This is a genomic window from Hymenobacter sp. DG01, from assembly GCF_006352025.1.
GTDB lineage: Bacteria > Bacteroidota > Bacteroidia > Cytophagales > Hymenobacteraceae > Hymenobacter.
Genome location: NZ_CP040936.1, coordinates 3,482,940 through 3,509,830, shown reverse-complemented (window position 1 = coordinate 3,509,830; position 26,891 = coordinate 3,482,940). Strand labels below are relative to the sequence as shown.

Annotated in this window: 22 protein-coding genes and 4 tRNA genes; 16 read left to right on the top strand and 10 right to left on the bottom strand. The window is 59.7% G+C overall.

Annotation, left to right across the window (positions count from 1 at the left end):
• The first annotated feature begins 314 nt into the window (after positions 1-314).
• The 3 genes from truA (at position 315) to FGZ14_RS14880 (ending at position 3,580) form a co-directional block, all read left to right on the top strand.
• On the top strand, positions 315-1,106 hold the full coding sequence (truA, locus tag FGZ14_RS14890) for a tRNA pseudouridine(38-40) synthase TruA (RefSeq protein WP_139925015.1): 792 nt from the start codon (positions 315-317) through the stop codon (positions 1,104-1,106).
• A gap of 103 nt (positions 1,107-1,209) precedes the next feature.
• Positions 1,210-2,982: an ABC transporter ATP-binding protein gene (locus FGZ14_RS14885; protein ID WP_139925014.1), complete on the top strand. Its 1,773-nt coding sequence runs from the start codon at positions 1,210-1,212 to the stop codon at positions 2,980-2,982.
• 73 nt (positions 2,983-3,055) lie between these two features.
• A complete protein-coding gene (locus FGZ14_RS14880) occupies positions 3,056-3,580 on the top strand; it encodes a hypothetical protein (RefSeq protein WP_139925013.1) in 525 nt (174 codons plus the stop codon).
• Positions 3,581-3,660: 80 nt separating this feature from the next.
• Here the strand turns inward: FGZ14_RS14880 and FGZ14_RS14875 are convergent, their stop codons facing one another.
• The 3 genes from FGZ14_RS14875 to FGZ14_RS14865 form a co-directional block, all read right to left on the bottom strand.
• Positions 3,661-4,338: an outer membrane beta-barrel protein gene (locus FGZ14_RS14875; protein WP_139925012.1), complete on the bottom strand. Its 678-nt coding sequence runs from the start codon at positions 4,336-4,338 to the stop codon at positions 3,661-3,663.
• Positions 4,339-4,541: 203 nt separating this feature from the next.
• A tRNA-Pro gene (locus FGZ14_RS14870) sits at positions 4,542-4,615 on the bottom strand.
• Between the two features lie 110 nt (positions 4,616-4,725).
• Positions 4,726-4,799: transfer RNA gene (locus tag FGZ14_RS14865), tRNA-Pro, on the bottom strand.
• Between the two features lie 277 nt (positions 4,800-5,076).
• Here FGZ14_RS14865 and FGZ14_RS14860 point away from each other — a divergent pair.
• Positions 5,077-5,469: a T9SS type A sorting domain-containing protein gene (locus FGZ14_RS14860; RefSeq protein ID WP_180754368.1), complete on the top strand. Its 393-nt coding sequence runs from the start codon at positions 5,077-5,079 to the stop codon at positions 5,467-5,469.
• A 112-nt stretch (positions 5,470-5,581) separates the two neighbouring features.
• Here the strand turns inward: FGZ14_RS14860 and FGZ14_RS14855 are convergent, their stop codons facing one another.
• Entirely contained in the window at positions 5,582-7,366 is a 1,785-nt protein-coding gene (locus tag FGZ14_RS14855; RefSeq protein WP_139925010.1) for an ABC transporter ATP-binding protein, read from the bottom strand.
• Positions 7,367-7,836: 470 nt separating this feature from the next.
• On the opposite strand from FGZ14_RS14855, the gene FGZ14_RS14850 reads away from it, so the two are divergent.
• From FGZ14_RS14850 to coaE, 8 genes are all read left to right on the top strand, one after another.
• Positions 7,837-8,928 (top strand): Glu/Leu/Phe/Val dehydrogenase dimerization domain-containing protein, encoded by a 1,092-nt coding sequence (locus FGZ14_RS14850; RefSeq protein ID WP_139925009.1) that lies wholly within the window; start codon positions 7,837-7,839, stop codon positions 8,926-8,928.
• Positions 8,929-9,024: 96 nt separating this feature from the next.
• A complete protein-coding gene (nusB, locus tag FGZ14_RS14845; protein ID WP_139925008.1) occupies positions 9,025-10,209 on the top strand; it encodes a transcription antitermination factor NusB in 1,185 nt (394 codons plus the stop codon).
• Between the two features lie 126 nt (positions 10,210-10,335).
• Positions 10,336-10,647, top strand: coding sequence for a YtxH domain-containing protein (locus FGZ14_RS14840; protein WP_139925007.1), 312 nt, complete (start codon positions 10,336-10,338; stop codon positions 10,645-10,647).
• A gap of 237 nt (positions 10,648-10,884) precedes the next feature.
• Positions 10,885-11,889: an isocitrate/isopropylmalate dehydrogenase family protein gene (locus tag FGZ14_RS14835; protein WP_139925006.1), complete on the top strand. Its 1,005-nt coding sequence runs from the start codon at positions 10,885-10,887 to the stop codon at positions 11,887-11,889.
• 170 nt (positions 11,890-12,059) lie between these two features.
• Positions 12,060-12,584 (top strand): DUF1573 domain-containing protein, encoded by a 525-nt coding sequence (locus tag FGZ14_RS14830; protein ID WP_110978749.1) that lies wholly within the window; start codon positions 12,060-12,062, stop codon positions 12,582-12,584.
• Positions 12,585-12,693: 109 nt separating this feature from the next.
• Entirely contained in the window at positions 12,694-13,023 is a 330-nt protein-coding gene (gene yajC / locus FGZ14_RS14825; RefSeq protein WP_139925005.1) for a preprotein translocase subunit YajC, read from the top strand.
• A gap of 159 nt (positions 13,024-13,182) precedes the next feature.
• The gene (locus FGZ14_RS14820; protein WP_139925004.1) at positions 13,183-14,142 is read left to right on the top strand and encodes a hypothetical protein; all 960 of its coding nucleotides are present in this window, start codon (positions 13,183-13,185) and stop codon (positions 14,140-14,142) included.
• A gap of 34 nt (positions 14,143-14,176) precedes the next feature.
• Entirely contained in the window at positions 14,177-14,767 is a 591-nt protein-coding gene (coaE, locus tag FGZ14_RS14815; RefSeq protein ID WP_139925003.1) for a dephospho-CoA kinase, read from the top strand.
• Positions 14,768-14,943: 176 nt separating this feature from the next.
• On the opposite strand, the gene FGZ14_RS14810 is transcribed toward coaE, so the two are convergent.
• Positions 14,944-16,116: a GNAT family N-acetyltransferase gene (locus FGZ14_RS14810; protein ID WP_139925002.1), complete on the bottom strand. Its 1,173-nt coding sequence runs from the start codon at positions 16,114-16,116 to the stop codon at positions 14,944-14,946.
• 75 nt (positions 16,117-16,191) lie between these two features.
• Positions 16,192-17,829 (bottom strand): glycosyltransferase family 39 protein, encoded by a 1,638-nt coding sequence (locus tag FGZ14_RS14805; RefSeq protein ID WP_139925001.1) that lies wholly within the window; start codon positions 17,827-17,829, stop codon positions 16,192-16,194.
• Between the two features lie 70 nt (positions 17,830-17,899).
• Between FGZ14_RS14805 and FGZ14_RS14800 the strand changes: the two genes are divergently transcribed.
• A complete protein-coding gene (locus FGZ14_RS14800; protein ID WP_139925000.1) occupies positions 17,900-19,210 on the top strand; it encodes a hypothetical protein in 1,311 nt (436 codons plus the stop codon).
• Between the two features lie 64 nt (positions 19,211-19,274).
• On the opposite strand, the gene FGZ14_RS14795 is transcribed toward FGZ14_RS14800, so the two are convergent.
• Together FGZ14_RS14795 and FGZ14_RS14790 are read right to left on the bottom strand one after the other, a co-directional pair.
• A tRNA-Val gene (locus FGZ14_RS14795) sits at positions 19,275-19,352 on the bottom strand.
• Between the two features lie 23 nt (positions 19,353-19,375).
• A tRNA-Val gene (locus FGZ14_RS14790) sits at positions 19,376-19,450 on the bottom strand.
• A gap of 179 nt (positions 19,451-19,629) precedes the next feature.
• Between FGZ14_RS14790 and FGZ14_RS14785 the strand changes: the two genes are divergently transcribed.
• Complete coding sequence (locus FGZ14_RS14785; protein ID WP_139924999.1) at positions 19,630-22,122, top strand: AsmA-like C-terminal region-containing protein; 2,493 nt, start codon at positions 19,630-19,632, stop codon at positions 22,120-22,122.
• Between the two features lie 221 nt (positions 22,123-22,343).
• Positions 22,344-23,249 carry a TerB family tellurite resistance protein gene (locus FGZ14_RS22085; protein ID WP_139924998.1) on the top strand — a complete coding sequence of 302 codons (906 nt, stop codon included), beginning with the start codon at positions 22,344-22,346 and terminating at the stop codon, positions 23,247-23,249.
• Between the two features lie 457 nt (positions 23,250-23,706).
• Here FGZ14_RS22085 and FGZ14_RS14775 read toward each other — a convergent pair whose 3' ends face one another.
• Together FGZ14_RS14775 and FGZ14_RS14770 are read right to left on the bottom strand one after the other, a co-directional pair.
• Positions 23,707-24,852, bottom strand: a complete 1,146-nt coding sequence (locus FGZ14_RS14775; RefSeq protein WP_139924997.1) for a mechanosensitive ion channel family protein — start codon at positions 24,850-24,852, stop codon at positions 23,707-23,709.
• Between the two features lie 121 nt (positions 24,853-24,973).
• The gene (locus FGZ14_RS14770) at positions 24,974-26,203 is read right to left on the bottom strand and encodes a Glu/Leu/Phe/Val dehydrogenase dimerization domain-containing protein (RefSeq protein ID WP_139924996.1); all 1,230 of its coding nucleotides are present in this window, start codon (positions 26,201-26,203) and stop codon (positions 24,974-24,976) included.
• A gap of 331 nt (positions 26,204-26,534) precedes the next feature.
• Here FGZ14_RS14770 and FGZ14_RS14765 point away from each other — a divergent pair, with 331 nt between their 5' ends.
• The gene (locus FGZ14_RS14765) at positions 26,535-26,843 is read left to right on the top strand and encodes a helix-turn-helix transcriptional regulator (RefSeq protein ID WP_044003755.1); all 309 of its coding nucleotides are present in this window, start codon (positions 26,535-26,537) and stop codon (positions 26,841-26,843) included.
• Positions 26,844-26,891: the final 48 nt, after the last annotated feature.

The following is a 26,891-nucleotide window of genomic DNA, read 5'->3' as shown; positions in this document are numbered from 1 at the left end:
TCTGAGACGAGCTGTAGAAGTTGTCAAGAAGTGTTTTATCAGAGCTGTGGGGTAACGGCCTGGCTAACCTTGCTGCGTGGGCGGATGCTGCCTGCTCGCTAACCTGTTTCGTCAGCCGCCGCTTATATGCCGTAGCACTTACCAATCATCCGGCCGCCGGCAGTGTGCGGGAACAAGCTGAGGTGAAAAGACAGCAGCCGGATTCTTTGTGGAACGCCTTGGAGGTTTGAGGACGCCGCAGAAGGTCGTTCGGGGTAGCGCTGATGCGGCTTCTGTCCCAGAGGCTATTTACTTTCTTTATCATCCCAGAAAACGTGCGCTACTTTCTTCATCTGGCCTACGATGGTACCCAGTACCACGGCTGGCAAATCCAGCCACGCGCCCTCACGGTGCAGCAGGAACTGGACCGCTGCCTCTCGCAGGTACTGCGGCAGCCGGTATATTCGCTGGGCAGCGGCCGCACCGACTCGGGGGTGCATGCCAGCCACCAGGTGGCGCATTTTGATGCGGAGTTGCCGGAAGCGCTGGACCTGCCTACCCTCCTCTACCGCCTGAACCGGGCGCTGCCCCGCGACATCCAGGCCCAAGTGCTGCACCCGGTGCCGGACAAGGCACACGCCCGCTTCGATGCCACGGCCCGCACATACGAGTATCATGTGCGCGTTACGCCCGACCCCTTTGCGCCGAATTTCAGCCTGTACCTGGACCGGGCGCCGGATGTGGCAGCCATGAACGAGGCGGCCGCTATGCTGCTGGGCACACACGACTTCACCAGTTTTTCCAAAGTAAAGGGTAGCGAGAAGCACTACATCTGCACGTGCTTTGAGGCTGGCTGGCATGAAGTGCCTGGGGGGCTGGTGTTCCGAATTCGGGCTAACCGGTTTGTACGCGGTATGGTGCGCCTGGTGGTAGGCACGCTGCTGACCGTGGGGCGGGGCAAGATGAGCCCCCAGGAATTCGGCGAAATATTCCGCAGCCTCAATAGGGTGCATGCCAGCGGCGCGGCTTTGGCCAACGGGCTTTTTCTGTGCCGGGTAGAATATCCGGCCGAGCTGCTGCAAAACATAGCGCTACCAACCGGTTTACCGTACTTCTCACGAGTGTAGATAGGGTAGGAGACTTGGGGCCAGGTTCTGCGCCGCCTGCGCAGTCTCACAATCAGCTGCCTTGTCTGTTACTTCATCCTATTATCAACGCTACCACCCCTCCATGGAGCAAGCTACTACGGCCACGAAAAGCGGCAACATCTTCGACTGGCAGGTACTGCGGCGGCTGGTGGCCTATGTGCGGCCGTATCAGCGCATCTTTTACTTTCTGATTTTCCTGACGGTAGCCACGGCTGTGCTGGGCACTTTGCGCCCCTTCCTTATTCAGCGGATGGTGGACGTGACCATTGAGCAGGGCGACTGGAACGGGCTGAACCGCATGTTCGGGCTGCTACTGGTGCTGCTGGTCGCCCACGCCATTGTTAGCTACCTCCAAACTTACTTTGGAGGCTGGCTGGGCCAGTACATCGTGCGCGACATCCGGGTGGACCTCTACAAGCACATTCTGGATCTGCGTCTGAAATTCTTCGACAAGACCCCGATCGGCGTGCTGGTAACCCGCAACATCTCCGACGTGGAAACCCTGTCGGATGTGTTCAGCGAGGGGCTAGCAGCCATGATTGGCGACATTCTACAGCTGGTGTTCATCGTGTCGTTCATGTTTTACATCGATTGGCGCCTGACGCTGGTCAGCCTATCCGTGATTCCGCCCTTGCTGTTCAGCACGTACGTGTTTAAGGAAAAGGTGAAAAAGTCGTTTCAGGAGGTGCGCACGGCCGTAGCCAACCTGAATTCTTTTGTGCAGGAGCACCTGACAGGCATGAACGTGGTACAGATCTTCAACAACGAAGAACGGGAACTGCGCAAGTTCAAGGCAATCAACCAGGAGCACACCCGCGCCAACATCCGCTCGGTACTTTACTACAGCATCTACTTTCCCGTGGCCGAGGTGCTGGCCGCGGCGGGGGTAGGGCTGCTGGTGTGGTATGCAGCCCAGGGGCAGATTGAGGGCACTATTTCGAAGGGGGCGCTGATTGCCTTCATCATGTACAACGCCCTGTTCTTTCGGCCCATCCGTCAGATTGCCGACCGGTTCAATACCCTACAGCTGGGCCTGGTGAGCACGGAGCGCCTGCTGAAACTGCTGGACAGCAAAGAGCTGATAGCCGATAACGGCACCTATACCCCCACCGACCTGCGCGGCGATGTGAACTTCGAGCACGTATGGTTTGCCTACAACGACGAGGAGTGGGTACTGCGCGATGTCAACTTCTCTATTAAAGCCGGGCAGACGTACGCATTTGTGGGAGCTACTGGCGCCGGCAAAACCAGCATTATTAACCTGCTGAGCCGCTTTTACGAAATCAACAAGGGCACCATCCGGATTGACGGCCACGACCTGCGCGAGTATGACCTCAAGGACCTGCGCCGCCACATTGGGGTAGTGCTGCAGGATGTATTTCTGTTCGCCGGCACCATCCGCGACAACATCACCCTGGGTAAAACCGACATTACCGACGCCCAGATCTGGGAAGCAGCCGACCTGGTAGGAGCCCGGCGCTTTATTGAGCGGCTGCCGGGTGCCCTCGATTACCAGGTGATGGAGCGTGGTGCTACCCTTTCTGTAGGGCAGCGCCAGCTCATCAGCTTCGTGCGGGCCATGGTGTACCAGCCGCGCATTATTATCCTGGATGAGGCTACCTCTTCTGTTGACTCCGAAACCGAAGAGCTAATTCAGCAGGCCATTGAGAAGCTGATGCAGGGCCGAACTTCTCTGGTTATAGCCCACCGCCTGAGCACCATCCAGAAGGCCGATCAAATCATTGTGCTCGACAAAGGCGAAATCAAGGAGGCCGGCACGCACGAGGAGCTGCTACGCCACCAGGGCTTCTACGCCAACCTATACCAGATGCAGTACAAAGACGTGTTGTCGTAGGGAAGAGGGGGTAGGCGTTTCCTGCTCGTTACCTTTGTGGCAACACGTACCCTCACCGCACTTCTTCAACTGCATGAATAAGATTTTTCTGGCGCTGGCTTTACTACTCGTTATCGGTTTTTCGGTGGCCTATTGGAAGATGGGCGGCCTGAAAGCACCTACGATTACACAGGAAACTACAGAAACCCCTTATTTCCTGGCTGGCCGTTACTATGAAGGACCTGCCAACGATGAAGCCTTCGGCGACCTGACCCGCGAAGCCTACCAGCTTCGTAAAGACGGCAAGATCCGCGGCGACTTCGGCAACATCTTCTACAACAGTCCGGAAAGCTCCCGCGACGCGGCCAAGGTGTTCGTGGGCATCGTAGTGGCCGATACCGTTTCGCAGCAGCTCCCGGCCAACTACCGCTACCGCGCCTTCGCGGCCGGGCAGAAGGTAGTACACGCCCGCATTGATGCCAGCTACCTGCTGGCCCCCGACAAGCTCTATACCGGTATCAAGGAGTACGCCGCGGCCAATAAGCTCACCCTGCAGAATGTGTACCTGGAGCGCTTCCCCGACAAGGGGGAGCCCGAGGTACTGGCCGTGGTAAAGTAATCAGAATCAGCCCAGCCCTTACGCAAATCGCCCCTGCAGAAACTGTTCTGCAGGGGCGATTTGCGTAAGGGCCGGGCTCGTTAACGACCCAGGTAGAAGGAAGCCCCGAGGCGAAAGTCGCTCAGGCCGAAGCCAAACTCGAAGCTACTATTCGTGCTACGGCCTTCGTAACGGCCATTCTCATCCTTATCGGTTAGGCGGGTGTAGCTGGCTCCGCGCAGCGTTAGTTCCAGGCCCAGCTTATCGATGGGAAAGAAAACGATGCCAGGCGTCAGGTTGGCGTAGAAGCCCTGCAGACGGTTGCTGTAGTTATAGTTCAGGCCATTCTGATAACCCGAGTAGTATACGTTCTGATAGCCGCCACCCAGTTGCCCGTACAAGGCTACTTTGTCGCCCACAAACTTGTAGTAGCGGGCAAATACGCCCCCAGTAAGTGCACGGGTTTTGCGGTCGGTGCCCATCACGTAGTAATTGCCGTTAGGGTCACGGTAATCATCCGTCCGCTCCCGGTTAAGGGTAGCTCCGGCGCTTACTCCCAACGCCAGGTTATCGGCCAGGAAATAACCAACAGAAGGGCTGAAGTCAAACTGTTCGTTTTTTGAGCCCCGGTTTACGCTGTTGGGGAAAGTAGAGGAGGTTTCCGTCTTCTGGCTGGAGTAGCCAATAGAGCCGGAGAACAAGGTAGTACCAGCGGAAATCTGAGCTTGAGCAGTGGCTGAGGCTCCTAGCAGAGCAATTCCACAGAGTATTTTCTTCATAATAAGGGGTAGTAAAGAAATGATGGCGCGAAAGTACAGTTGAGCTGGCATTTGCCCACCACGGACTGCTAGTGCGCCGGGCTAAGCCCCTAACTTCTAGGTAAATTCATTGGGCGGATAAGCAGGCCACAGAAGCCCGTAAACGCAAAAAAGCCCGCTGAACCAGAGCTCAGCGGGCTTTTTTGTAAGAGAGAATACCAGAGTCGGGGTGGCAGGATTCGAACCTACGGCCTCTACGTCCCGAACGTAGCGCGCTACCGGGCTGCGCTACACCCCGAAAATATATGCTAGCCTGAGCATATATGAGGTATTCTGTATTTCAGCTTACGGCCTAAAAAAGCCGCCGAACCTAAGTTCAGCGGCTTTCTCGGACAGTAAACTGTTCCGTCGGAGTGGCAGGATTCGAACCTACGACCTCCAGCACCCCATGCTGGCGCGATACCAGGCTACGCTACACCCCGATAGAATTATGGCACAAATGTAAGCACTTGGTGTGCTACTACGCAAGTTTAGCGTCACCTTTTTCTTGCGAGGTGCCAACAAGCCAGCCCCGGTGCATAGTTTCTGCCGGAGTAGTGTGTTATCTTTGTGTAAGTTAGGTGAGGTAGGCAAAAGGCGGAGTAACAGAAAAAAATGCCTGGCGCGTTTCTTGCTCCGGTTCAGCTACCCCGTTTTGGGGTGGATATTCATTACTTTTGCCACGACCGTATCGTTCACACTCTTTGCATAAGGCTGCGTATGAAAACGTTTACTTTCTTAGGTTTCTTCTTGACTTTGTTTGTGCTGGGCAGCCACTCAGCACGGGCCCAGGGCGGTGCTACGGCCTCAGCGGCCACGCCCCCGGCCCTGATTACCGATAAAATGGCCGACCCCACCCCCAATACGGATGCCTTGAAGGTGCGGGCCGAAACCAACCCCCTGACCAAGCGCCTCACCGTCCGGACAAATGCCACGGGCCCTACCCGGGTAGAAGTGAATGGCACCGATGGCCGCCCGGTCATCACCCGGGACCTGATTTCGGGCGACGCGGCGGCCGTGCTGGACGTAAGCAACCTGCCAGCCGGTTCCTACATCGTGCAATGCACCTCCGGGGAGCGGCGCGGTATGAAGCGGGTGGTGCTTGGACAGTAATTTAAAGCGTCCGATAGCAGGAGCTACTTACCCGCTACGTTAACAAAAAGGAAGGCCTACCCCGCTCAGATGGGGTAGGCCTTCCTTTTTTGTTAGCGTAGCTGACGACGAGCTAAGCTTCCTCACTTTGCAGCTGCCGCTCATAGAGGGCGCGGTACAGGCCTTGCTCGTCGCGCATCAGGTCCTCGTGGGTGCCGTGCTGCACGATCTGGCCGTCGTCGAGTACCAGGATTTCGTCGGCTAGCTTCACGCTGCTTACGCGGTGCGAGATAATGAGGCTGGTGCGGTTGTGCATGATGCGCTGCAAGGCGCCCAGAATGGCGTTTTCGGTGTTGGTGTCCACCGCGGATAGGGCATCGTCCAGAATCAAAATCTTGGGCTCTTTCACCAAGGCCCGGGCAATGCTCACGCGCTGCTTCTGGCCACCCGACAGCGTAATGCCCCGTTCGCCCACCTTGGTGTCAAAGCCTTCCGGAAAGCGCAGGATATTTTCATAGACGTTGGCGTCCTTGGCCGCCTGCAGCATCTTGTCCTCATTGGGTTCATCGAGGCCGAAGTTGATGTTGTTGCGGATGGAGTCGGAGAACAGGAAAACGTCCTGGGGTACGTAGCCGATTTGGCCGCGCAAAGCCCGTAGGGAAAGGTCGCGCACATCTACGCCATCAATCAGGATGCTGCCGCTGGTGACATCGTAGAGGCGGGAGAGCAGGGCCGCCACGGTGCTTTTGCCGGCCCCGGTGTTGCCGATAACCGCCAGCGTCTGGCCCGGCCGGATGCGGAACGATACGTCACGGAGGGCTTGAATGCCGGTGTCGGGGTAGGTGAAGGTAACGTGGTCAAACACAATGTCGCCCTTGATGTCCAGCTCTAGGTTCTGGCGCGACACAATATCCGTCTGCTGGTGCAGAAACTCGTTGATGCGGGCCTGAGAGGCCTCGGCGCGCTGTACCAGGGAGGAGGTCCAGCCCAGGGCCGTTACAGGCCAGGTGAGCAGGTTCACGTAGATCAGGAACTCCGCAATACTGCCCGTGGTAATGGTGCCACGGATAACTTCCTGCCCGCCTAGCCACACGGTAACGATGGTGCTCAAGCCAATCAGGAACAGGATCAGCGGGAAAAATAGGGAGTTGACAAAGTTCAGGCTCAGCGACTTCTCCTTGTAGTGTTCCGAGGCCTCGGCAAACTGCCGGTGCGAATCCTCTTCCCGCACAAACGACTTCAGCACCCGAATACCCGAAAATGCCTCCTGCACGAAGGTGGTCATGGAGGCCAGGGAGCGTTGAATCTCATCGGACTTCTTCTCAATCAGGTTATTGACGTAGAAGATGCTCACGCTCAGGATGGGCAGGGGCAGCAGGGTGTATATGGTCAGCTTCACGTTCACCATGAACATGAGCGGCACGATAAGCACGAACAGAATCACGAGCTGCATGAAGTACATGAGCGCCGGCCCGATGTACATGCGCACCCGCCCTACGTCTTCCGATATGCGCGACATCAGGTCGCCGGTGCTGTGGCGGCGGTAGAAGCTCAGCGGCAGCGACTGATAGTGCTGGTAGATTTCGTTTTTCTGGTCGTTTTCTACGTGCCGGCTCATCACAATGAGCGTTTGGCGCATGAAGAACAGGAAGATGCCGCGCAGCAGGGCCATCACCAGAATCAGGATGCCGTAGAGCAGCACGTTGCGTCCGAACAGCTCGTACACCCCGCTCTGGGCCTGAGTACCCGCGTACAAATGATACAGATCAATGCCTTCACTGACTAGATCGAAGGCGTAGCGCACAATCTGAGCCGGGAAGATGGCCAGCAGGGTGCTTAGGGCCACAAACAGCACCCCCCCAAGGAAGTGCCACTTGTAGCGAATCAGATACTTATTGGTAGCAGAGAGGGCGCGCACGAGGGGAAAGTTAGATGTACAAAGACGGATAGAAACGTCTGACCGTTGCCGGTGGGGTAGGGGTTCTGCTACCCCTACCAAAGTAAACGAACCGGGCTGCAGAGTCCTTGTCGCTCGTCAGATTTGCAATAACCGGCACGAATGAGTAGGAGTTTGGCAATTAGAAAGTTAAAACGCTACGAAAGGGTTTCGGGGTAGCGCTGGTAGTGGGGCTAAGCCGTTCGGTTCCAAACCTCTAAACTCAGGGGAAAGATGGTTTTCGGATGGTTGAAGTCGGAAAATCGGAGTACTTTTGCACCCGCATTGTGGGAGCCTTCGGCAAGGCGGTCAAGCTGCACGGATCATTGAACGACGGGAAATAGCCACTGGGCGTTGTCACTCGTTTAACGAAGCAGTAAGGCGGTTACTACCCGAAGACGCTGCCGCAAAGGTACACTAACCACCCCCACCCCTTCACCTCCCTTCTTGGTATGGTAGAAACGAACGTGTTGACCGAAACGTCGGTCTTTGGGCAGATTGCCGAGAACCAGCATGAGCAGGTAGTCTTCTGCCATGACCACGAAACGGGCCTGCGGGCCATTATCGGTATCCACAACACGGTGCTTGGGCCGGCTCTAGGTGGCACCCGGATGTGGCACTACACCACGGAGGCCGAGGCTCTGAACGACGTACTGCGCCTCTCGCGCGGTATGACTTACAAAGCGGCTATTTCGGGCCTGAACCTGGGCGGGGGCAAAGCCGTCATCATCGGCGACGCCAAAACCATGAAGACGGAGGCCCTGCTGCGCAAGTTCGGCCGCTTCGTGCAGAACCTCAATGGCAAGTACATCACGGCGGAAGATGTAAACATGACCACCAAGGACATGGAGTACATCCGGATGGAAACCAAGCACGTTTCGGGCCTTCCCGAGAGCATGGGGGGTAGCGGCGACCCGTCGCCGGTAACGGCTTACGGCACCTACATGGGCATGAAAGCCGCCGCCAAGAAAGCCTTCGGCTCCGACTCACTGGCCGGCAAGCGCATTGCCGTGCAGGGGGTAGGCCACGTAGGCACTTACCTGCTAGAGTATCTGCAGAAGGAAGGTGCCCAGCTGGTCCTCACCGATTACTACGAAGACCGCGCCCTGGAAGCTGCTGCTCGTTTCGGTGCAAAAGCAGTTGGCCTGAACGAAATCTACGACCAGGATGTAGATATCTACTCGCCCTGCGCGCTGGGTGCTACCCTGAACGATGACACGCTCCGCCGCCTGAAGTGCCAAGTAGTAGCCGGTTGCGCCAACAACCAGCTGGCCGACGAGAACGTGCACGGTCCGGCCCTAGTAGAGCGCGGCATCATCTACGCTCCCGACTTCCTCATCAACGCAGGTGGGCTCATCAACGTGTGCTCCGAGGTGCAGGGCGGCAACCGCCAGTCGGTGATGGCCCAGACCGAGCGCATCTATGACATCACCACCCAGGTGCTCAACAAAGCCGAGCAGGAAGGCAGCCACCCCCAGGCCGCCGCTACCCGCCAGGCCGAGGAGCGCATCGCCGCCATCGGCAAGGTTAAATCAACATACTAATTGAGTTGCCAGTTGCCGGTTATCAGTTGTCTGTTTGGTGAGTTTCCTCCTCAACGACACTGATAACCGGCAACTGGCAACTGACAACTCAACCCCATGCTCAACCGTCGCACGCTTCGCATCAAGGTCATGCAGGCTCTGTACGCCTACCATCAGGCCGTAGGGTCCGATTTTTTATTGGCTATTGACCAGATTGCGGATGCCTTCGCGCCCGATTTGAACTCGCCGGAGCCCCAGGACCGCAAGCAGTTGCAGGGCCAGCGCAAAATGGCCGAGGTCATTTTTAAAGAATGGCACAAAACCGCCGAGGAGCCGGAAAAAACCGACGACGCGGATGTAAACGACGCCGTGCGCGACGCCATTAAGTACTACCAGCAGGCAGTTGCCAAAGATGCTTCCTTCTACGGCGGGCAGATGGTGCACGCCGCCGAGAGCATTCACGACCAGTACATTCACCTGCTCAACATTCCGGAGGCCCTGCTGCAGGTAATTGAGGAGGAAAAGGTGCGCGACTCGCGCCGCTTCACGGCAGCCAAGGAGCCCCTGCTGGACGCCACGCGCCTGCAGGAAAACCCGGTTATCGAGAAGCTCATTAACAACATTCAGCTGCAGGACCTTACCATCCGTCGCTCTCTGAAGTGGCACGGCGAGGACGAGCTGGATGCCCTGCGCAACGCCTGGCGCAACGAGATGAAGCAGGACCCGGAGCTGCTGAGCTACCTGGCCGCCCCGGCTGGCAACTACCAGGAAGATCAGGAAATCCTGAAGCACATCTATAAGACGTATGTGTTCAAGGGCGAGAGCCTGCCAGCCTATATTGAGGAGGACGACCTGAACTGGGAGGAAAACCGCGCTATCGTGAAAAACCTGGTGGTGAAAACCGTCAAGATGCTCGACGAGGCGGCCGATGAGAACCTGGTGCTGATGTCGCTTTCCGCCAACTGGCAGGAAGACAAGGAGTTTGCGGAAAGCCTGTACAAGCAGACCCTGGCCGACGACGAGAAGTACGAGAAGCTGATTGCTGAATCGGTGCAGAACTGGGACGTGGAACGCGTAGCTCTCACCGACAAGATTCTGCTGAAAATGGCCCTGTGCGAAATGCACCTTTTCCGGGCTATTCCGGTGAAAGTGACCATCAACGAGTACATCGAAATCAGCAAGATGTACAGCACGCCCAAGAGCAAGCAGTTTGTGAACGGGATTCTGGATAAATTGGCGCAGGATCTGACGGCTAGCGGTGCCATCCGCAAGTCAGGTCGCGGGTTGCTGGATAACCAGTAGGCTTGGCTGCGCAGGAGTGAGGGAAGACAGATATATTCTGAATTTTCTATATCCTGCGGCGCGGTTCTACGTAGTTATCCTGACTCCCATCCTTACTTTCCACCCTCGTACTCATTTCTCTGCATCATGAGTAGCAAAACCACCACCGGCATCCTCTGCTTCGCCGGCGGCGCCCTCACCGGGGCCGTTATCGGACTTCTGTACGCACCTGAAAAAGGCCGCGAAACCCGTAGCTGGCTGAGCTATCAGCTGGAGAAATACCGCGAAACCCTGGCCGACCTGACCGAGAACCTGGTGACGAGCCGCGCCGACCAGGGCCCCAGCTCCGCCAAGAGCGAAGGCCAGCGCGTAATTCAGGACGCCAAGAGCAAGGCGGAACAGCTGCTCGGCGACGTTGATCAACTCATCAACCAGATCAACTCCCGGAAAACGATTTAAGCAGCTATGCTGACGTGCTAATGTGCTGATGTGCTGATGGACAGGAAACTGCCACCAGTGCGTCAGCACATTATCATTTTTACTACCGGCCAATCGTGGGTACCTTTGCAGCTTGTAAGCCCCGGTTTCCCGCCTCTCCTCAACCAGCCCGGAAACCACCGTTGCTTACAGAAGCAATAGGGCGGCCTTCGGGCCCGCGCCTACCCCCATTTGCCCCATTAACCCCAACTCAATAGAATGCATCTCATCACTCTCATCCCCGGCGACGGCATTGGCCCCGAAATCACGAAAGCAGTAACCGATATTTTCGCGGCGGCGCAAGTGCCGGTGCAATGGGAGGAGCAGAACGCGGGCCAGACGACCTTCGACCAATCGGGTGAGCTGCTGCCCCAGGCGCTGCTCACGTCGCTGGAAAAGAATAAGGTAGCCCTGAAAGGCCCCATCACTACCCCGGTGGGCAAAGGCTTCCGCAGCATCAACGTAACGCTGCGCCAGAAGTATGACCTCTACCAGAACGTGCGTCCCTCCAAAACCACCGAGGGCATCCGGACGCGCTATGAGGGCATTGACCTGGTGCTGTTTCGCGAAAACACCGAGGGCCTGTATGCTGGCCTGGAAGTGTGGGATGAGCACAACGGCATCGGCGACTCTATTGCCCGCGTAACGGTAGCCGGGGCCCGCAAAATCTGCCGCGCGGCGTTTGCTTACGCTGCCAAGCACGGCCGCAAAAAAGTAACGCTGGCCCACAAGGCCAACATCCTGAAAGTGCCCGGCAAGATTATGCTGGATGCCGCCCAGGAAGCTGCCCGCGAGTTTCCGCAGATTCAGTACGAAGACAAGATCATCGACAACATGTGCATGCAGCTGGTCGGCAAGCCCGAGCAGTTCGATGTAATTGTAACCACCAACCTGTTCGGTGACATCCTGTCGGACCTGTGTGCGGGTTTGGTAGGTGGCCTGGGGGTAGTAGCCGGCGCTAACATCGGCGACGAAATGGCGATTTTCGAGGCGGTGCACGGCTCGGCTCCGGACATTGCCGGCCAGGGCAAGGCTAACCCCACGGCTCTGTTGCGCTCGGCCCTGATGATGTTGCATCACATTGGGGAGCATGAGCACGCCAACAACATCGAGCGGGCCCTGGAAGCTACCCTGAAGGACAAAGCCAAGTGCACCGGTGACCTGGGCGGCTCGGCTTCGACCAGCGAATTCGCGCAGGCTATCATTGAGAACCTGAACAAGTAATGGCGGGTTGTCATCCTGAACGGGGGTAGGAGGCTACGCTTCCTTCTTCCGTCGGGATGACAGCCTGAGCTACTCACCGGCAACGAATTATGCCGTACTTTCACGGGTAGTAAACTTCTTTTTTCAGTAAGCGACTGACTCACACAAGTCAGCGCCTTTTTCCGATTATCATGAAACGCAATCTGTTTTCAGCTTTCCTGCTCTCCGGCGCGCTGCTGCTGGGCGCTTGCAACAATAACAAGGCCGAGGTTGGCGCCGAGGGCATGAACGCCGCCGCCGCCAATGCCAACGACGCCACGGCTGCCCCGGTGGTGGACAACCCCAACGTAACCAACGAAACCGAAGCCCCGAACCCCAACGCGCCGGTGATGACCTTCGCTGTATCGGAGCACGATTTCGGCGACATCAAGCCCGGCGACGTGGTGAAGCACACCTTCGAGTTCACCAACACTGGCAAATCGCCGCTACTGATTGAAAACGCTACGGCTTCCTGCGGCTGCACTACCCCCAACTGGACCAAGGAGCCCATTGCTCCCGGCGCGAAAGGCACCATTGATGTGCAGTTTGACTCCCATGGCAAATCGGGCATCCAAAACAAGGAGGTAGCCATTCAGGCCAACACCCAGCCCAGCATCACGAAGGTGGTTATCAAAACCAACATTCTCTCCGACGGCCAGAACGGCCCGACGCGCTAACTTACTTCTGAAGTTAAGAGGTTAGAAGGTTGAAGCTCAGGCTAGTGTATACTGGTTGGGCTTCAGCCTTCTACTTTTTTCTTTCCTGCCTTACTTAGCCCCAAACCCTATGTTTGCTACCCTTCTGCTCCAGGCTGCCCCGGCCACTACTACCGGCGGCCTGCTTTCCTACCTGCCCCTGGTGGCCATGGTAGTGGTAATGTATTTCTTCATGATCCGGCCCCAGCAGCGCCGCTCGGCGGAGGCCAAAAAATTCCGGGCTTCGCTGGCCAAGGGCGCTAATGTAGTGACCATCGGGGGCCTGCACGGCAAGGTGGTGGACGTGAGCGAGGAAACCGTAACCGTGGAAGTGGACAAGGGCGTGCGTCTGCGCTTCGACCGCTCAGCCATTGCTCGTGAAGTAGCCGGCAAAAACTCCGCGCCGGCCCCGGCCGCTTAGGCGGTATTCCGGCCCGGGAATATCCCGAAGCCGCGCTTTTCGCGTACGTCTCAACGATGAGGGTAGTACCTTGTCGGGCCGGTAGGGCCGGCCGGGCGTTCGGAAGCGGGGCTTCGGGATGCTTGTTTTCTCACCTTACCCGTTTGCCTTGTGTCGTCTGTGCGTCCTGACCGTGTGCTGCGCTGGTTTGTGACCCCGTTTTTCGGGCAGGAGCGCAGCTATTGGCGCGCCGTTACGGCCTGCTTCCTGGTGGCCAGCACCTTCTGGCTGCTCAACGCCCTCAATAAAACCTATACCACCCGCATTACTTACCCTCTGGCGTGGCGCTACGATGAAAGTCGGTTTATTCCGCTGCAGCCCCTACCCCGGGAAGTGCCCGTAAACGTAACCGGCCGCGGCTGGAAGCTGCTGCGGCGCCAGCTGATGCTGGACGTAAAGCCCGCCGAGCTAACCCTGAGCACCCCGGCCGCTACCCGCTACCTGACGGCCCGCGCCATCCGGCCGGCCCTGCAGCAGGCCATGGAAGGACTGCAGTTCAACTACCTGCTTTCCGATACGCTTTGGGTGGAGCTGGACCGGCGTATCAGTCGGCGGCTGCCCCTGGGGCTGAGCCCGGCCGCCGATGGAGCGGCCCTGCCGTATGACGCCCGTTTCGAGCCGGCTAGCGTAGAATTTCGGGGGCCAGCCAGCAAGGTTAACCAGTTGCCCAATCCCTACCCCGTGCACTTGCCGCAAGCCCCGGCTGGCTCTTCTACCGGCGACATCCGGGTGCCCATTGGCGGACCTGATCTGGTGCAAACCAACGTACAGGATGTGCGGGTGCGCCTACTGCGCCGCCCGGTGGTAACGGTGCCGGTTGAGGTAGTGCCCGAACTGTTGGATGCCCCCGAAGGTCAGCAATACCAGTTCTCACCGGGTACGGTGCGCGTGCAGCTGCAGTTCTTTCCCGAAGACACGGCCAGCTTCCGGCGGGAGCAGGTGCGGGTGCAGCTGCACTACGGGCAGTTCACTAACCAGGATTCCAGCCTGCAGCCCTTCCTGGCCGAAAAACCCGCCCGGGCCCGGGGCTACCTGGTGCTCACGCGCGGGGTGCAGGTACACGCGGTGGAAAAGCAATAGAGTACCCGTAAGATGACCACCTCCTGAACGTACGATGCTGAAAATTGGAATTACGGGCGGAATCGGCTCGGGGAAGAGCGTAGTGTGCCGGCTGTTTCAGGTGCTGGGCGTGCCGGTGTATGACTCCGATGCCCGCGCCAAATGGGTTATGGCCCACGACGTGCTCCTGCGGGATGAGCTGGTAGCAGCTTTCGGTCCTGAAACCTTCGATACCCAAGGCCAGCTCAACCGCACCTACCTGGCGCGGGTGGCCTTCCCCGACCCGGCCCAGCTAGCCCGCCTCAACGCCCTGGTGCACCCCCACGTCGGCCGCGACTTTGAGCAGTGGGCCGCGGCCCAGCAGGCCGCGGGCTACCCCTATATTCTGAAGGAAGCCGCCCTGCTTTATGAGTCGGGGGCCTACCAGCAGCTGGACCGCGTCATCACGGTATTTGCGCCGCTGGAAATCCGGCAGGCGCGGGTGCTGCTCCGCGACCCGCACCGCACCGCCGACGACATCCAGAACATCATCGGCAAGCAAATGAGCGAAGACGAAAAGCTGCAGCGCGCCGACTACGTCATCCACAACGACGACCAGCATTTGCTTATTCCGCAGGTGCTACGGCTGGATAAAGAGTTCAGATAGTGCATGAGTGAAGTGGCTTGGCGAGCAGCGCGAAGCCATCTTGCCTCTCTGTGTGACCAGCCTGATGAACTGATAAGCCCTTACCTCCACGCAGGAAGCAAGGGCTTGTCACATTCTAAGGGGGTAAGGTATTGGTCAGCAAGGATGGCTTCGCTGCTCTCGCCATGACAACCCGCTCACCGAATGATAGGGCTGCGCTCGAAGGGACGGGTGCGGTCAAAGAGGTAGCGGTACGTGACGTGGGTTTTCAGGATGCGGGCCCCAATAGAGCGCGTTACGGCCAGCATGCGCGGGTTGAAGTCGCCAATCCAGTTCATCTCAATGTCGGTGTAGCCGGCGCGCATAAACTGGGCACGGGCGTGTACCATCAGGGCCGACTCGATGCCCTTGCCCTGCCACTCGGGCACTACCCCGAAGATGACGCCGAACATCTTTTTATCGGAGCGCCGGTCGTACTTCCGCTTTTCCCACAGAAAGCGCAGCTTGCCCCACAGGTTGAAGTTGCGGCCTACGTGCTTGAAAATCTGGTTGAGCTCGGGCAGGCTCACGAAGAAGGCAATGGGCTCGTCGTTGTGATACGCAAACCAGAGTAGGCGCTCATCTACCACGGGCTTCATTTCGCGCACCAGGTCGCGGGCCTTTTCCAGGGGCATGGGATTGACGCCGCTATGGTTAGCCCAGGCCAAGTTGTAAACGTGGTGAAAGTCGCGGGCCAGCTTCTCGGCGTCGCGCTTGCTGGCGTGCTCAAAGCGGAACTCCGGATACTGCTGGGCGTATTTGGTAGCCGCTTTGCTGAAGCTCTCGTGCAGGGGCACGGCTACCTCGCGGTAGCAGGTGTACTGCTTGAAATACGTCTGAAAGCCGTAGTTTTCAAAGAGTTGTTGATAGTACGGTAGGTGGTAGAACATGCCGTAGTTCGGCTCCGTGAAGCCCACCGTCAGCAGGCCCCAGTACCGGTCCCGCTCCCCGAAGTTGATGGGGCCGTCCATGGCAGCCAGGCCGCGCTGCGCCAGCCAGCTCCGGCAGGCCTCGAACAAGGTATTGGCGGCATTCTGGTCGTTGATGCACTCAAAAAAGCCCATGCCGCCCACGGGCAGGGTAGGGTCAGTCTGGGGCGTTTCGTGGTTGATAAAGGCCGCCACCCGCCCGATTACTACTCCTGCCGCGTCGGTCAGCACCCAGCGGATGGCCTCACCGTGAGCGAAGTTATGGTTGCGCTTGGGGTCGAAAACAGCTTCTATCTCGTGGTCGAGGGGGGCAATCCAGTTGGGCTGATCCTGGTAGAGGCGCGAAGGCAGGTCGAGGAACTGACGGACGTGCTGCGCGGTAGTGACTTCAAGCAGAGGCATTCAGGAGGAAGTATGCAGTGTTCAGAAACGGCTTCCGGCACTCATGCGCCGGGGCGGCCGGAGGCGGGACGCGTCCTAGCGGCCAGGCCGGCGATACACGGAAAGAATGGTAATTCCGTTTACGCGTCGGCAATATACCAGCCGCCCGATTGAGTCGGGGTAGGCCTCGGGGTGCCAGCGGTAGGTAGTCAGGAAGTAGCGGGCCTGGGCCACGGGTACCATGCGCAGACGGGCCCGTTCAGCCGGCGGCAGCAGCAGCTGGGCATTGTGCAGCATCAGGCTGGTAACTGCCTCCGTGGCTACTGGCACGGTAGCGCCGGAGTCCTGCCGAAGAATCCACTCTACCCCCTCCCGTCCCGATAAGCCCCAGTAGTCGCGCTCAAAGAGCCGGCCGGCCACGGAGCCCGGCAGGAAGCTATAGTACATGTTCTGGTAGGGGTGGTCGAGGATCATGCGTAGCGCCGTGTGGCCTACGCCTACCAGCAGCAACCCTGCCCCGACATATCCGAGCCTGCGCACCGCGGGCCGGGAGGTATTGCGCACGTAGCGCCCGGCCGCCAGCAGCCCCCGGCCCGCCAGCAGCAGGAAAGCCGGATAAATAAAATAGAGGTGGCGCCAGCCGTCATAAATCACGGAGTGCAGCAGCACAATGGCAGCCAGCGGCCCGAAAAACCAGGCCAGAAGCAGCAGGTCGGTGCGGCCCGTAGCCGAAGCCAGCCAGGCCCACGGCCGCCGTAGGGCTTGGCGAATCACTGCCCCCACACCGATTGCAAACAGGACTGAATAGGGTAGGGGGGTAGTAATCAGCAGCCAGACCAGCGCGTAGTGCCAGGGCAGCCGCTGCACCGATATTTCCTGGCCGAAGTACACCGTAAGCATGTGGGCGCGGTAGCGGCTGAAGCTCAGAAAGGCGGATAAGAAGTGGTCGATTGGGTTTTCCCAGAGGTAGGGCCAGCCCGCTACCACCACTGCCCAGGTAAGCCCGAAGAACAGAGCCAGCGTCAGGCCCAGCCGGCGCCGCACTTCGACCCGGAACCAGCCCTCTAGGCCTGCGAAGCCTACGGTGAGACCAATGAGCAGCACTCCCATAGTGCGCACATCAATAGCGGCCCCTACGGCCAGGGCGTGCAGGGCGGCGTTCGGCCAGGTGGGCTGGCGGAGCCACCGGGTGAGGGTACCCACGCCAAACGTGAAAAACCCCAGAAAAACCAGGTCTTTGTAATTGTAGAATGACTCGGCAAACAAGCGCGGGGAAAGTACCAGGGCCGCTGCTACCACCAGGCCCCAGCGCCAGCTGCCCAGGTAGCGCGCCGCCAGCCGGTAGAGGGCGTAGGTGCCAGCCACGCACGTCAGCCAGATGGTGAGGTGGCGCAGGAAATACACGTCCCGCGAGTCTTCGGCGCCTACTACCTTCTCCAGTACCACCAGGGGCAGCTGAAAGAATACCCCGTGGTCCACGTCCTGGTTTTCGCTCATGTCGGGTATTTCGGCGAAGGTAGGCTGGCGGCGGGCCAGCTCGGGCGCTAGCTTCAGGGCTACGTACTTGGCGTTAATGATGCCATTGAGCCGGTCCAGCTGCTCATCCCAGCCCACGCCGTAGTCGCGGTGCAGGGCTACCCCCAGCAGCCCCAGCAGCCCGAAGAAGAGGCCAACCACCCAGCGGGCCCGGGGGCTGGCAGGGGCAGTGGGTCGGGGCGGGGCGGGCAAGGGCATAAAGACGAGGGCCGTAAAAGCAGAAAACGCGGCTAAATTCGGCAATTCATTTCCAACTCACGCCCTGCCTGTGGTGCTACGCTCCATTCCGCGCTTTATCTGGCCCCTGGCGGCACTGCTGCTGCTGGTGCGCCTGGCCCTCAACCTGGGCCTGAACCCCGGGCTGGAATGGAACTACGATGAGCGCCGCAACGGCCGCATTGCCGATAACTACCTGGCCGGCCGCGGCTACGTCAGCATCGACCCCGAGCGCAAGCAGCTGCGCCCCGATTCCTTCCACGCCAGCTTTCCGGTGTTTGTGTACGTGGGCTGGAGCCGGGCCGGGCTGCCCCGCCATTACCTTACCCTGGTGGTGTACGGCCTGGGGGCTGGTTGCTACCTGCTGGGCGGCCTTTACGTGCAGCGGACCCTGCGCTACTTCGGCCTACCCCCCCGGGCGGCCTGGGCTGGGGCCGGACTCTGGGCCCTGTCGCCGGGAGTGGTGTACTACGTGGGCGCTTTCTGGTGGTACGAGAATATTGCCCTACCCCTGCTTATTGTGGTGCTGTACAAGCTCCTGCGCCTGCACGGTGGCCGCCGCCTGTACCCCCATGATGCCGCCATTATCATCGGTGCTGTAGTGCTCTCATGCCTGCTGCGGGGGTATCTGCTGGCCGTGTACGGAGCAGTATTCGCGGTTTTTCTGGTGCTGATGATGCGGCAGCCGGTAGCGGGGCAGCGGCGAATAGCCTGGGGCTTGGCGCTGGGGGTAGCCCTGGCGCTGGGAGTAGCGCACGTGCCCATTCTGCTGAAAAACTACCGGCAGTTTGGGGCCTATACCCTCAGCAACCAGGCCGGGTTCGAGCTGCTGCAGGGGCATAACCCCGTGGCACAGGGTCGCTTTATGTTCGACTGGGACGACCGGACGAGCCCTTTCGACCAGTACGTGCGCACTGCCATTCCCACACTCGATTCCTTGAACCAGTACCAGGAAAGCCAGGCCCGCGCCCGGCTGGCCCGGCAGTGGGTTGCGGCGCATCCGCTGGCTGAGGCCAGGCTGGCGCTGCGGAAAACCCTGCTGTTTTTCTCGCCCGAAAATTTTGTGGCTGATGCCCCCCGGACTCCCTGGCACCCTTTTACGGCGCTGGTGCACTTGTCTTTCTTTGCGGCGGTGCTGCTGACGGTTGCACGCTACCGTGGCCTGCGCTTTGAAAGCCGGGACGTGCTGCTGCTGACCCCGCTGGTAGCTGCCTGGCTGCTGAGTCTGGTATTTTTTGTGGGGTTTCGGTGGCGGTTCTTTGCCGAGCCGGCCTTGCTGCTGTTCCCGCTGGTGGTGGGGTACCGGCTCCGGGCCCGACTGCAGCGCCCGTCGGCCGGGACGCCTGGCCATACCCCTGAGTAGCCCACAAACCTGCACGGGAAGCCCCGAAAACAAAAAAGGACAGCCGTTTCCGACTGTCCTTTAATGGTGGGAGATACTGGGTTCGAACCAGTGACCCTCTGCTTGTAAGGCAGATGCTCTGAACCAGCTGAGCTAATCTCCCGAGGGGTATGCGTACTATAAAAGTGGGAGATACTGGGTTCGAACCAGTGACCCTCTGCTTGTAAGGCAGATGCTCTGAACCAGCTGAGCTAATCTCCCGTTGGGCGTATCCCGTTTGGGATGGCAAATATGGGAGGTCATTTTCGAATACGCAACTCTTTCTCCCATCTTTGAGCAGAGAAATTTTGCTGGCAACCCTGCGTTACGTAGAAAACTGCTTGCCAATCAGAAGTTTCGGGGAAGTAAATACAGTGAGTAAATTTCTGAAAATTTCTTTTTTGACGCTTGGGGTGCTGCTCGGTAGCGCCCTAGCGGGGTTGTGGCTGGGGCAGGAGCGAATTATTGCTTTGTTTGTGGAGGCCCTGAACCGCCACCTGCAGGTACCAGTGCAGGCCAGCCGCCTGGAGGTATCGGTGCTAGACCAGTTTCCGCGCCTGTCGGTAACCCTGCACGATGTGGTGGTGGCCGGCTCCGAGCCTACGGACACCGTGAAGCTGGCCCGGGCCCGGCGGCTGTACTGTGCCTTCGATGCTTGGGATTTGCTGGCCGGGCGCTACCACATTCGGGCCATTACCCTGGCCGATGCCTACGTGCGGGTACGCCGTAACCAGCAGGGGGTAGGCAACTACCACGTGCTCCGTCCCGATACGACCACGGCGGCTACCGAGCCCTTCGGGATGGAGCTGGAAGGTATTCGGCTGGAGCGCGTGGGGGTGCTCTACGAGGATGCTGCCCGCCGGCAGCACTTCCGCCTCCGGACGCCCGACCTGCGGGCCGCCCTGACCATTACGGATACGCGCCTGGATATTGCCGCGCAAGGGCTGGCCTACGTGACTACCCTGCGCTTCGGCCCCGACGACTATTTTCAGCAGAAAGAGCTGCGTATTAACACGGAGCTAACCATTGACCGGCCGGGGCAGCAGCTCACCCTGGCCCCCTCACGGGTGCAGGTGGGGCCGGCGGCTTATACGGTAGCCGGCACCATTGGGTACCGGGGAGCCCCTGTGCTGGATTTACGCTGTCAGGCTGCGGGGGCCGATGTGCAGTCGGTACTGGCCCTGCTGCCGCCCCGCCTGACCCGGGCGCTGGCCGGCTACCGCAGCCGGGGCGCGGTATATTTTGGGGGCACAGTGCGCGGGGAGGTGTCGGAGCAGCGTAACCCGACGGTAGCAGTGCGGTTTGGCTGCCGGAATGCTTCATTTTTTCACCCGCGCTACCAGCAGGCTGTAGAAAAAGTCAGCCTGACGGGATTCTTCACCAACGGAGCAAGGCAATCGGCGGCTACTACGGTGCTGCGCCTCGACAGCATCCGGGGCCAGCTGGGCGGGCGACCCTTCCGGGGGCAGCTGCAGCTCGAAAACTTCGTGGCTCCCCGCCTGCAGCTCCTGGGCCAGGCCGAGGTGGACGTGGCGCCGGCCGTGCGCTTCTTCCCGGTGGCCGCTATCCGCCAGGCCCGGGGCACCGCCGCCCTGCACCTGCGGCTGAACGGCCTCGTGCGTGACCTTCGCAGCCAGCCTACCCCCGCTCAGGCCAGTGGGGAGCTGCGGCTGCAAAATCTGCAGCTGCAGCTGCGCGACTTCCGCCAGCCCTTCACGCGCGTGAGCGGCCAGCTGCAGCTGCGCGGAACCGATGTGCTGATATCAACGCTAAGCGGCCAGCTGGGCAACTCCGATTTCCGGGGGCGTGGTCGGCTGCGTAACCTGACGGGCTGGCTGCTGCGCTCCGGGCAGCCCCTGCGTCTGGAGGCCACGGTAGCCAGCCACCTGCTGGATTTCAATCAGTTGCTGTACACTTACCAGCCGGCAGCTAAGGGAGCGGCAGGTAGCTCGGGTGGCCGCGCGGCGGCCGGGCTGCGGGTGCCGGCGGGTATTGCCGTAGCCGTGGAGGCCACCGCCGACCAGGTACGGTTCCGGCGGCTACGGGGGCGGCAGCTACAAGGCAATCTGCGGCTGCAGGGGCAGGTGTTCAGCTCCACGGGCCTGACGCTGCGGGCAGCCGGCGGCCGGGCCAGTGTGCGCGGCACCGTAGATGCCCGCCAGCCCCGGCTGCTAAAGGCCAGCACCGTGGTCAGCTGCCAGCAGGTGCCTCTCGATAGTCTGTTTTATGTATTCGAAGATTTTGGCCAGCAGTTTATTACTCAGCGCCACCTACGCGGCAGCCTGACGGCCACGGCCGAGGTAGATTCGTACTACGATGCCCACCTGAGCCCGCTTACCGACCGGCTGGAAGCCGAGGTGCACGCCACCGTGCGCAATGGCGAGCTGCTCAACTTCGAGCCCCTGCAGAAGCTGAGCTTTCTGGCTAGCCGTGCTACCCTGCGCCACCTGCGCTTTGCCCAACTGCAGAACCGCCTCTACGTGCAGAGCCGCACGGTGTACGTGCCCGAAATGGATATCCGCTCCAACGTGAAGGCCGCCTCCCTGATTCGGGTGACGGGCACTCATACGTTTGACCAGCAGCTGGATTACCACGTTCGGATACCCTTGCTGCCCGGCCTGTTGCCCCAGGCCATAGCCGGGGCCAACGGCCCCGAGCTGCGCCTGGCCATTCAGGGCAACGAGCAGGATTTTACCGTGCGCTATGAGCGGGCGCCCCGCGAGGCTACCCTGCCCCGGGTAGCTGGCCCCAGCGGCGCGGCCCCGCCTGCCCACACACCTACGCCGGCCGGGCCAGCTGCGGCCCCCAGGCCGGCGGCCCGGCCTAGCTTCGAGCTGAAAAAGCCCGCCAGGAAACCTGCCCAGCCTCAGGCCGGTGAGTACTTCGATTTTTAGCTTGCGGAAACGGGGCAGGACTAAGCAGCTGGCCAGGGAGTAGTTGCCGGCTGCCTGACGGGGCAATGGGCTCGGCGGCGCTGTCCGGTAGTCTGGCAAGAGCCAGCCAGCGCGTAGGGGGTAGTGGCCGGGTTCCTGCCAGCGGCCCTAAAAACAGGCTAACCAATCTGAAGAGCTTGCGTTAAGGTAGCTGGTTTATTTCCACCCACTTTCCCTTTGTCATGAACGATACGCAACTCCTGCAGAATTATTCCGACCAGGAAAAAGCCGCTTACCTGAGCGTTATTGCCAGCCTGGCTTCCGCTGACCGCGAAGCTTCCGCTGCCGAAATAGAATTCCTACAGCAGCTCGCGCACCAGGCCGGTCTGAGCGGCGGCGCTACCCAGCAGGTGCTGTCGGCCGCTAAAGATGCCAGCAACGAAAGCATCAAAGCCAACCTCGATGCCCTGCGCGGCAGCGACCTGCGCTTTTCGCTGGTTACGGACCTGATCAGCTTTGCCCGCGCCGATGGCGCCTACTCCAACACGGAGGAGGAAATGGTCAACAAGATTGCTGCCTACCTCGGCATCAACCAGCAGCAGACCCAGGCCCTGGAACAGGTGGTTGACCAGGCCGCCCAGGTTCCGCACGATGCCAACGACCCGGCCAAGCAGAGCTTCCTGGGCGGCATCGGGGATAAGCTCTCCAGCGTGGGCATTCCCAAAGGTGCTCTCATGGCCGGCTTGCTGGGCGTAGTAGCACCCATGGTAATTTCCAAGGTGATGAACCGCGGCGGCGGCATGCCCGGCGGGGGGGGCGGTATGATGGGCGGCATGGGCAGTGGTTCGCTGGGCGGCCTGCTCGGCGGCGCGGCCCAGAGTGGTATGGGTGGCCTGCTGGGCGGCCTGCTCGGCGGCGGCCTGTTGGGCGGCATGATGGGCGGCGGCGGTCAGCAGAGCTCCTACGGCAACTATCCGCAGCAAGGCTCCCACGTGGGCAGCGGCGGCCTCGGCTCCCTGATGTCAATTCTGGGTGGCCTGGGCGGGCAGCCCAACATGCAGCCCCGTAGCGCCGGTGGCGGCGGCCTGGGTGGCCTGATGGGTGGCGGCATGGGTAGCCTGCTCGGCGGGCTGCTCGGCGGCCGCTAAGCGCGCATTTCGCTGACCTATAGTATCGTAAGCCGGCTGCTCATTCAGGGGCGGCCGGCTTATTGTTTGGGACAAAGTCGGCGTCTTGCACTCGTTACATAGAGCCGGTTTTTATTGCCTTGACGAAAAGCAGCCCCACACCCAACCGGCGCGTATGCCTGGCCAGATTCCGGTGTCGCAGAAAAAGACCTACGCGTGAAGCTTGAAGGGGCCGACGGGGCCCTGCTCAAGGAGGCCAGCGGCAGGCTGACGCGGCTCCTCAACCTGGAGTCGGGGCCGCCTGGGTCCCCTTTATGATAGAATACGCCAAATCTGTGGACTTCCAGCGGCCCCGGGTAGTTCGTTCACCTAAGCTCCGGTATGCGGCTGGGGTAGCAAAGCCATACGGCCCGGCCACTCATTATGTAGAGCGGCCGGGCCGTATGGCTATTAGGTGGGGTAGGGTTTACCGCGGCGGCTACACAACCGGCGTATTCACTGGGTTCAGCCCATCGAAATGACCTCCTGAAGGTAACTGTATGACGGTAGTGCCCGTGCTGGCAAACGAGCCGCCGGCCGCTTCTACCACTTCTACCAGGCGGTAATTCAGTTCTTCCTTCACCCGTAGGTACTCGTCGTAGTTAGTGGTTTCTACGAAGTACTGCACTGTTACTTCCTTGGCTGCGGGGGTGAGGGCCGCAAACTGAATCTGCGCCTCTTTGGTTACCAGCGAGTTTTCCTCTAATGCTTTCTTGCCCTCCTCTACAATGCGGTGCAGCTGCTGGCTGGTGGTGGCATGGCTCAGGGCCAGGGTAAAGCTGACGCGCCGGGCCGTACGCAACGACAAGTTGTCCAAAGGCTTGTCGATCATGGCCTTGTTAGGTACCGTCACGTAGCTTTTCTCGGCTGTGCGCAGGCGCGTACTCCGGAAGCCAACCTTTTCCACGGTACCCGTCACGGCGCCTACCTCCACCAAATCACCCACGGCAAAGGGACGGTCGAGGAAGATGGTGAAGGAGGCAATTAGGTTCTCGAGGCTTTCCTTGGCGGCGAAGGCTACGGCCAGCCCCCCAATGCCCAGGCCCCCGATCAGGGCCGTTACGTTCACCCCAAACACCTTGCTCAGCATCACCAGAAATGTAAGCGTGAGCACCAGCACCTTAAGCAAATCCTTGGCGAAGGGAATCAGCTGGTTGTTGAGGCGGGAGGGGGTAGCCTCGGCCCGGCGCTGAAACACCATCACCAGAAAGTCAATGATGCGCAGCCCAATCCAGCCCATGCCCCAGATAACGGCCAGCTGAAACAGCCGGAACAGGGCCACCTGCGGCCACGGCTCGTTGCGCCGGATATCGGAGCTGCGCACGGGGTAGTCGAGCACCTGAAAGGCGAAGTAGGCCGTAATCAGGAAGATAACCACCGATACCGGCTGAATCAGCAGAGCCTGAAACTGCAGCTCACTGACGCCTTCGGTGCGCTTGCGGATAAAGCGGTACACCAGCTTGGACAGCAGCCGCGAGAGCAGCGTTTTGAACGCGTAGCCAAACAGCAGAATACCCAGGCACGTCAGGTAAGCCCCCACGTTGTTGCCCAAGAAGCGGTACTGAAGAATCTCTTGGAAGGTCATTTGTAAGGGACTTGGGGTCTTAGGGTCTTAGGGATTTGGGATCTTGGGTGACATTCTGATAGAGTCTGTGGAAAGCAGAACGTCACCCAAGATCCCAAGTCCCTAAGACCCTAAGTCCCAATTACACCAACTGCCGCAGCGCCATCTCAAATGACTTCTGAGCAATACCGGTGGTAGCCTCGCCCTGGTGGCGGGTGCGCTCCAGCGCCGCCCGGATTACGCGGGACGTATCCTGGAAGATGGCCTGGTCGGTGATTTCGGCGTTGGATTCCATGAGGTAGGCAAACACCCGAGCCATACCACAGTTGGCAATGAAATCGGGGATGACGCTGGTGTGGGCATCGGCAAACTCGCCGGTGGGGCCGAAGAAGATTTCCGGGTCCTGGAAGGGCACATTGGCGCCGCAGGAAATAACCTCCAGGCCGCCAGCCACCAGCTGCTCTACCTGCCCCCGTGATACCAACCGCGAAGCCGCCGCCGGAATAAAGATTTCGGCCCCGCTGCTCCAGATGCGCTGGTTTATTTCCTCAAACGACAACAGATTATCGGCGGCCAGAGCGTTGCCGTCGCGCTCCAGAAACAGCGTCCGGATTTCCTCCAGCGAGAAGCCTTCTTCTTTGATCAGCCCCCCAGCCCGGTCAATAATGCCGGTGATGCGGGCGCCCTGGCTGGCCAGGTAGTAGGCTGCGGCCGCGCCCACGTTGCCCCAGCCCTGAATGATGGCGCGCTTGCCCGCCACCGAGCGGCCGCCCCACAGCTCATAGTAATGGCGCACGGCTTCGGCTACCCCGTAGCCCGTAATGAGGTCGGCCACGGTGTACTTACGGCTGAGGTCGGGCGAGAAGCTGGCGTCTTCCAGCACTTTTACCACGCCCTGGCGCAGCTGGCCCAGCTTCTGAATCTTTTGGGGCTCGGTGGCGCGGTAATGGCCGTTCACGATACCCTCCTGGGGGTGCCAGAGGCCGTAGTCTTCGGTAATCGGAATTACGTCGTGAATTTCGTCCACGTTCAGGTCACCGCCGGTGCCGTAGTAGTTTTTCAGCAGCGGAATAACGGCCCGGTACCAGCGCTCCAGTACGCCCCGCTTGCGCGGGTCCTGGGGGTCGAAGTTGATGCCGGACTTAGCCCCGCCAATGGCCGGCCCCGATACGGTGAACTTCACTTCCATGGTTTTGGCCAGGCTTTCCACCTCCCGCTTATCCAGGCCCTTGCGCATGCGGGTGCCCCCGCCGGCCGCCCCGCCGCGCAGGGAATTAATTACCACCCAGCCCTCGGCTTCGGTTTCGGGGTCTTTCCATTCAAAAACGATTTCGGGACGCTTGTTTTCAAAGGTGGCCAGCAGGTCTTTCATCAGAGGGTAGGCAGATAAGAAGTGGGTGGATGTTCAGGCGCAAAGGTACGCAGCCCGTCTGCTCGTCGCGCTTGGGCGGTGCAAGGGGGTAGGAAATAGGCCTGAATGACGATAAAAGCACGCTGGGGAGTAACTGCCTGAGAAACAGATTGTATTATGGTTAGCTCCGCTTTGGGCTTACTCGGTGCGCCGAGAGTAGGAAGCGTACAATATTCCCGGATTCGTAAATTTTTTCGGGTCATGTCGCGTTAAAAGGAACTATGCAGACTCAGAATATCGTATTAGCCATATTCCTGCATGCTTTCTCCCGGTACCACCGTTGCAACGACATATGAAACCATTGCTTTCAAGAGTAGAGTCCAAAAAAGTAGATAAGGCGGCTGCCATGCTCAAGGTGCTGGCTCACCCCAAGCGCCTGGCCATTGTTGATTTGCTGGGGAAAGAAGAGAAGATGACCGTTACGGAAATCTACCGCTCCCTTGATCTGCCCCAGGCCATTGCCTCTCAACACCTCATCACCCTCAAAGACCGGGGCATTTTGTCCTCGTTTAAGGTGGGTACTAAAATTTACTACTCCCTCTCCATCCCCAAGCTGCTGGACGTCATCGATTCCCTGGAGGATTGCTGCGACACCATGTAAGCGCCGGGCACCGGAGCTGCTAACGGTACGTAAAGCAGAAAGCCCCGC

Excerpts from the sequence above, each read along its gene's own strand:
- FGZ14_RS14885 (WP_139925014.1), top strand. The coding sequence starts at position 1,210 with ATGGAGCAAGCTACTACGGCCACGAAAAGCGGCAACATCTTCGACTGG.
- FGZ14_RS14880 (WP_139925013.1), top strand. The coding sequence starts at position 3,056 with ATGAATAAGATTTTTCTGGCGCTGGCTTTACTACTCGTTATCGGTTTT.
- FGZ14_RS14875 (WP_139925012.1), bottom strand. The coding sequence starts at position 4,338 with ATGAAGAAAATACTCTGTGGAATTGCTCTGCTAGGAGCCTCAGCCACT.
- FGZ14_RS14860 (WP_180754368.1), top strand. The coding sequence starts at position 5,077 with ATGAAAACGTTTACTTTCTTAGGTTTCTTCTTGACTTTGTTTGTGCTG.
- FGZ14_RS14850 (WP_139925009.1), top strand. The coding sequence starts at position 7,837 with ATGGTAGAAACGAACGTGTTGACCGAAACGTCGGTCTTTGGGCAGATT.
- nusB (WP_139925008.1), top strand. The coding sequence starts at position 9,025 with ATGCTCAACCGTCGCACGCTTCGCATCAAGGTCATGCAGGCTCTGTAC.
- FGZ14_RS14840 (WP_139925007.1), top strand. The coding sequence starts at position 10,336 with ATGAGTAGCAAAACCACCACCGGCATCCTCTGCTTCGCCGGCGGCGCC.
- FGZ14_RS14835 (WP_139925006.1), top strand. The coding sequence starts at position 10,885 with ATGCATCTCATCACTCTCATCCCCGGCGACGGCATTGGCCCCGAAATC.
- FGZ14_RS14830 (WP_110978749.1), top strand. The coding sequence starts at position 12,060 with ATGAAACGCAATCTGTTTTCAGCTTTCCTGCTCTCCGGCGCGCTGCTG.
- yajC (WP_139925005.1), top strand. The coding sequence starts at position 12,694 with ATGTTTGCTACCCTTCTGCTCCAGGCTGCCCCGGCCACTACTACCGGC.
- coaE (WP_139925003.1), top strand. The coding sequence starts at position 14,177 with ATGCTGAAAATTGGAATTACGGGCGGAATCGGCTCGGGGAAGAGCGTA.
- FGZ14_RS14810 (WP_139925002.1), bottom strand. The coding sequence starts at position 16,116 with ATGCCTCTGCTTGAAGTCACTACCGCGCAGCACGTCCGTCAGTTCCTC.
- FGZ14_RS14805 (WP_139925001.1), bottom strand. The coding sequence starts at position 17,829 with ATGCCCTTGCCCGCCCCGCCCCGACCCACTGCCCCTGCCAGCCCCCGG.
- FGZ14_RS22085 (WP_139924998.1), top strand. The coding sequence starts at position 22,344 with ATGAACGATACGCAACTCCTGCAGAATTATTCCGACCAGGAAAAAGCC.
- FGZ14_RS14775 (WP_139924997.1), bottom strand. The coding sequence starts at position 24,852 with ATGACCTTCCAAGAGATTCTTCAGTACCGCTTCTTGGGCAACAACGTG.
- FGZ14_RS14770 (WP_139924996.1), bottom strand. The coding sequence starts at position 26,203 with ATGAAAGACCTGCTGGCCACCTTTGAAAACAAGCGTCCCGAAATCGTT.
- FGZ14_RS14765 (WP_044003755.1), top strand. The coding sequence starts at position 26,535 with ATGAAACCATTGCTTTCAAGAGTAGAGTCCAAAAAAGTAGATAAGGCG.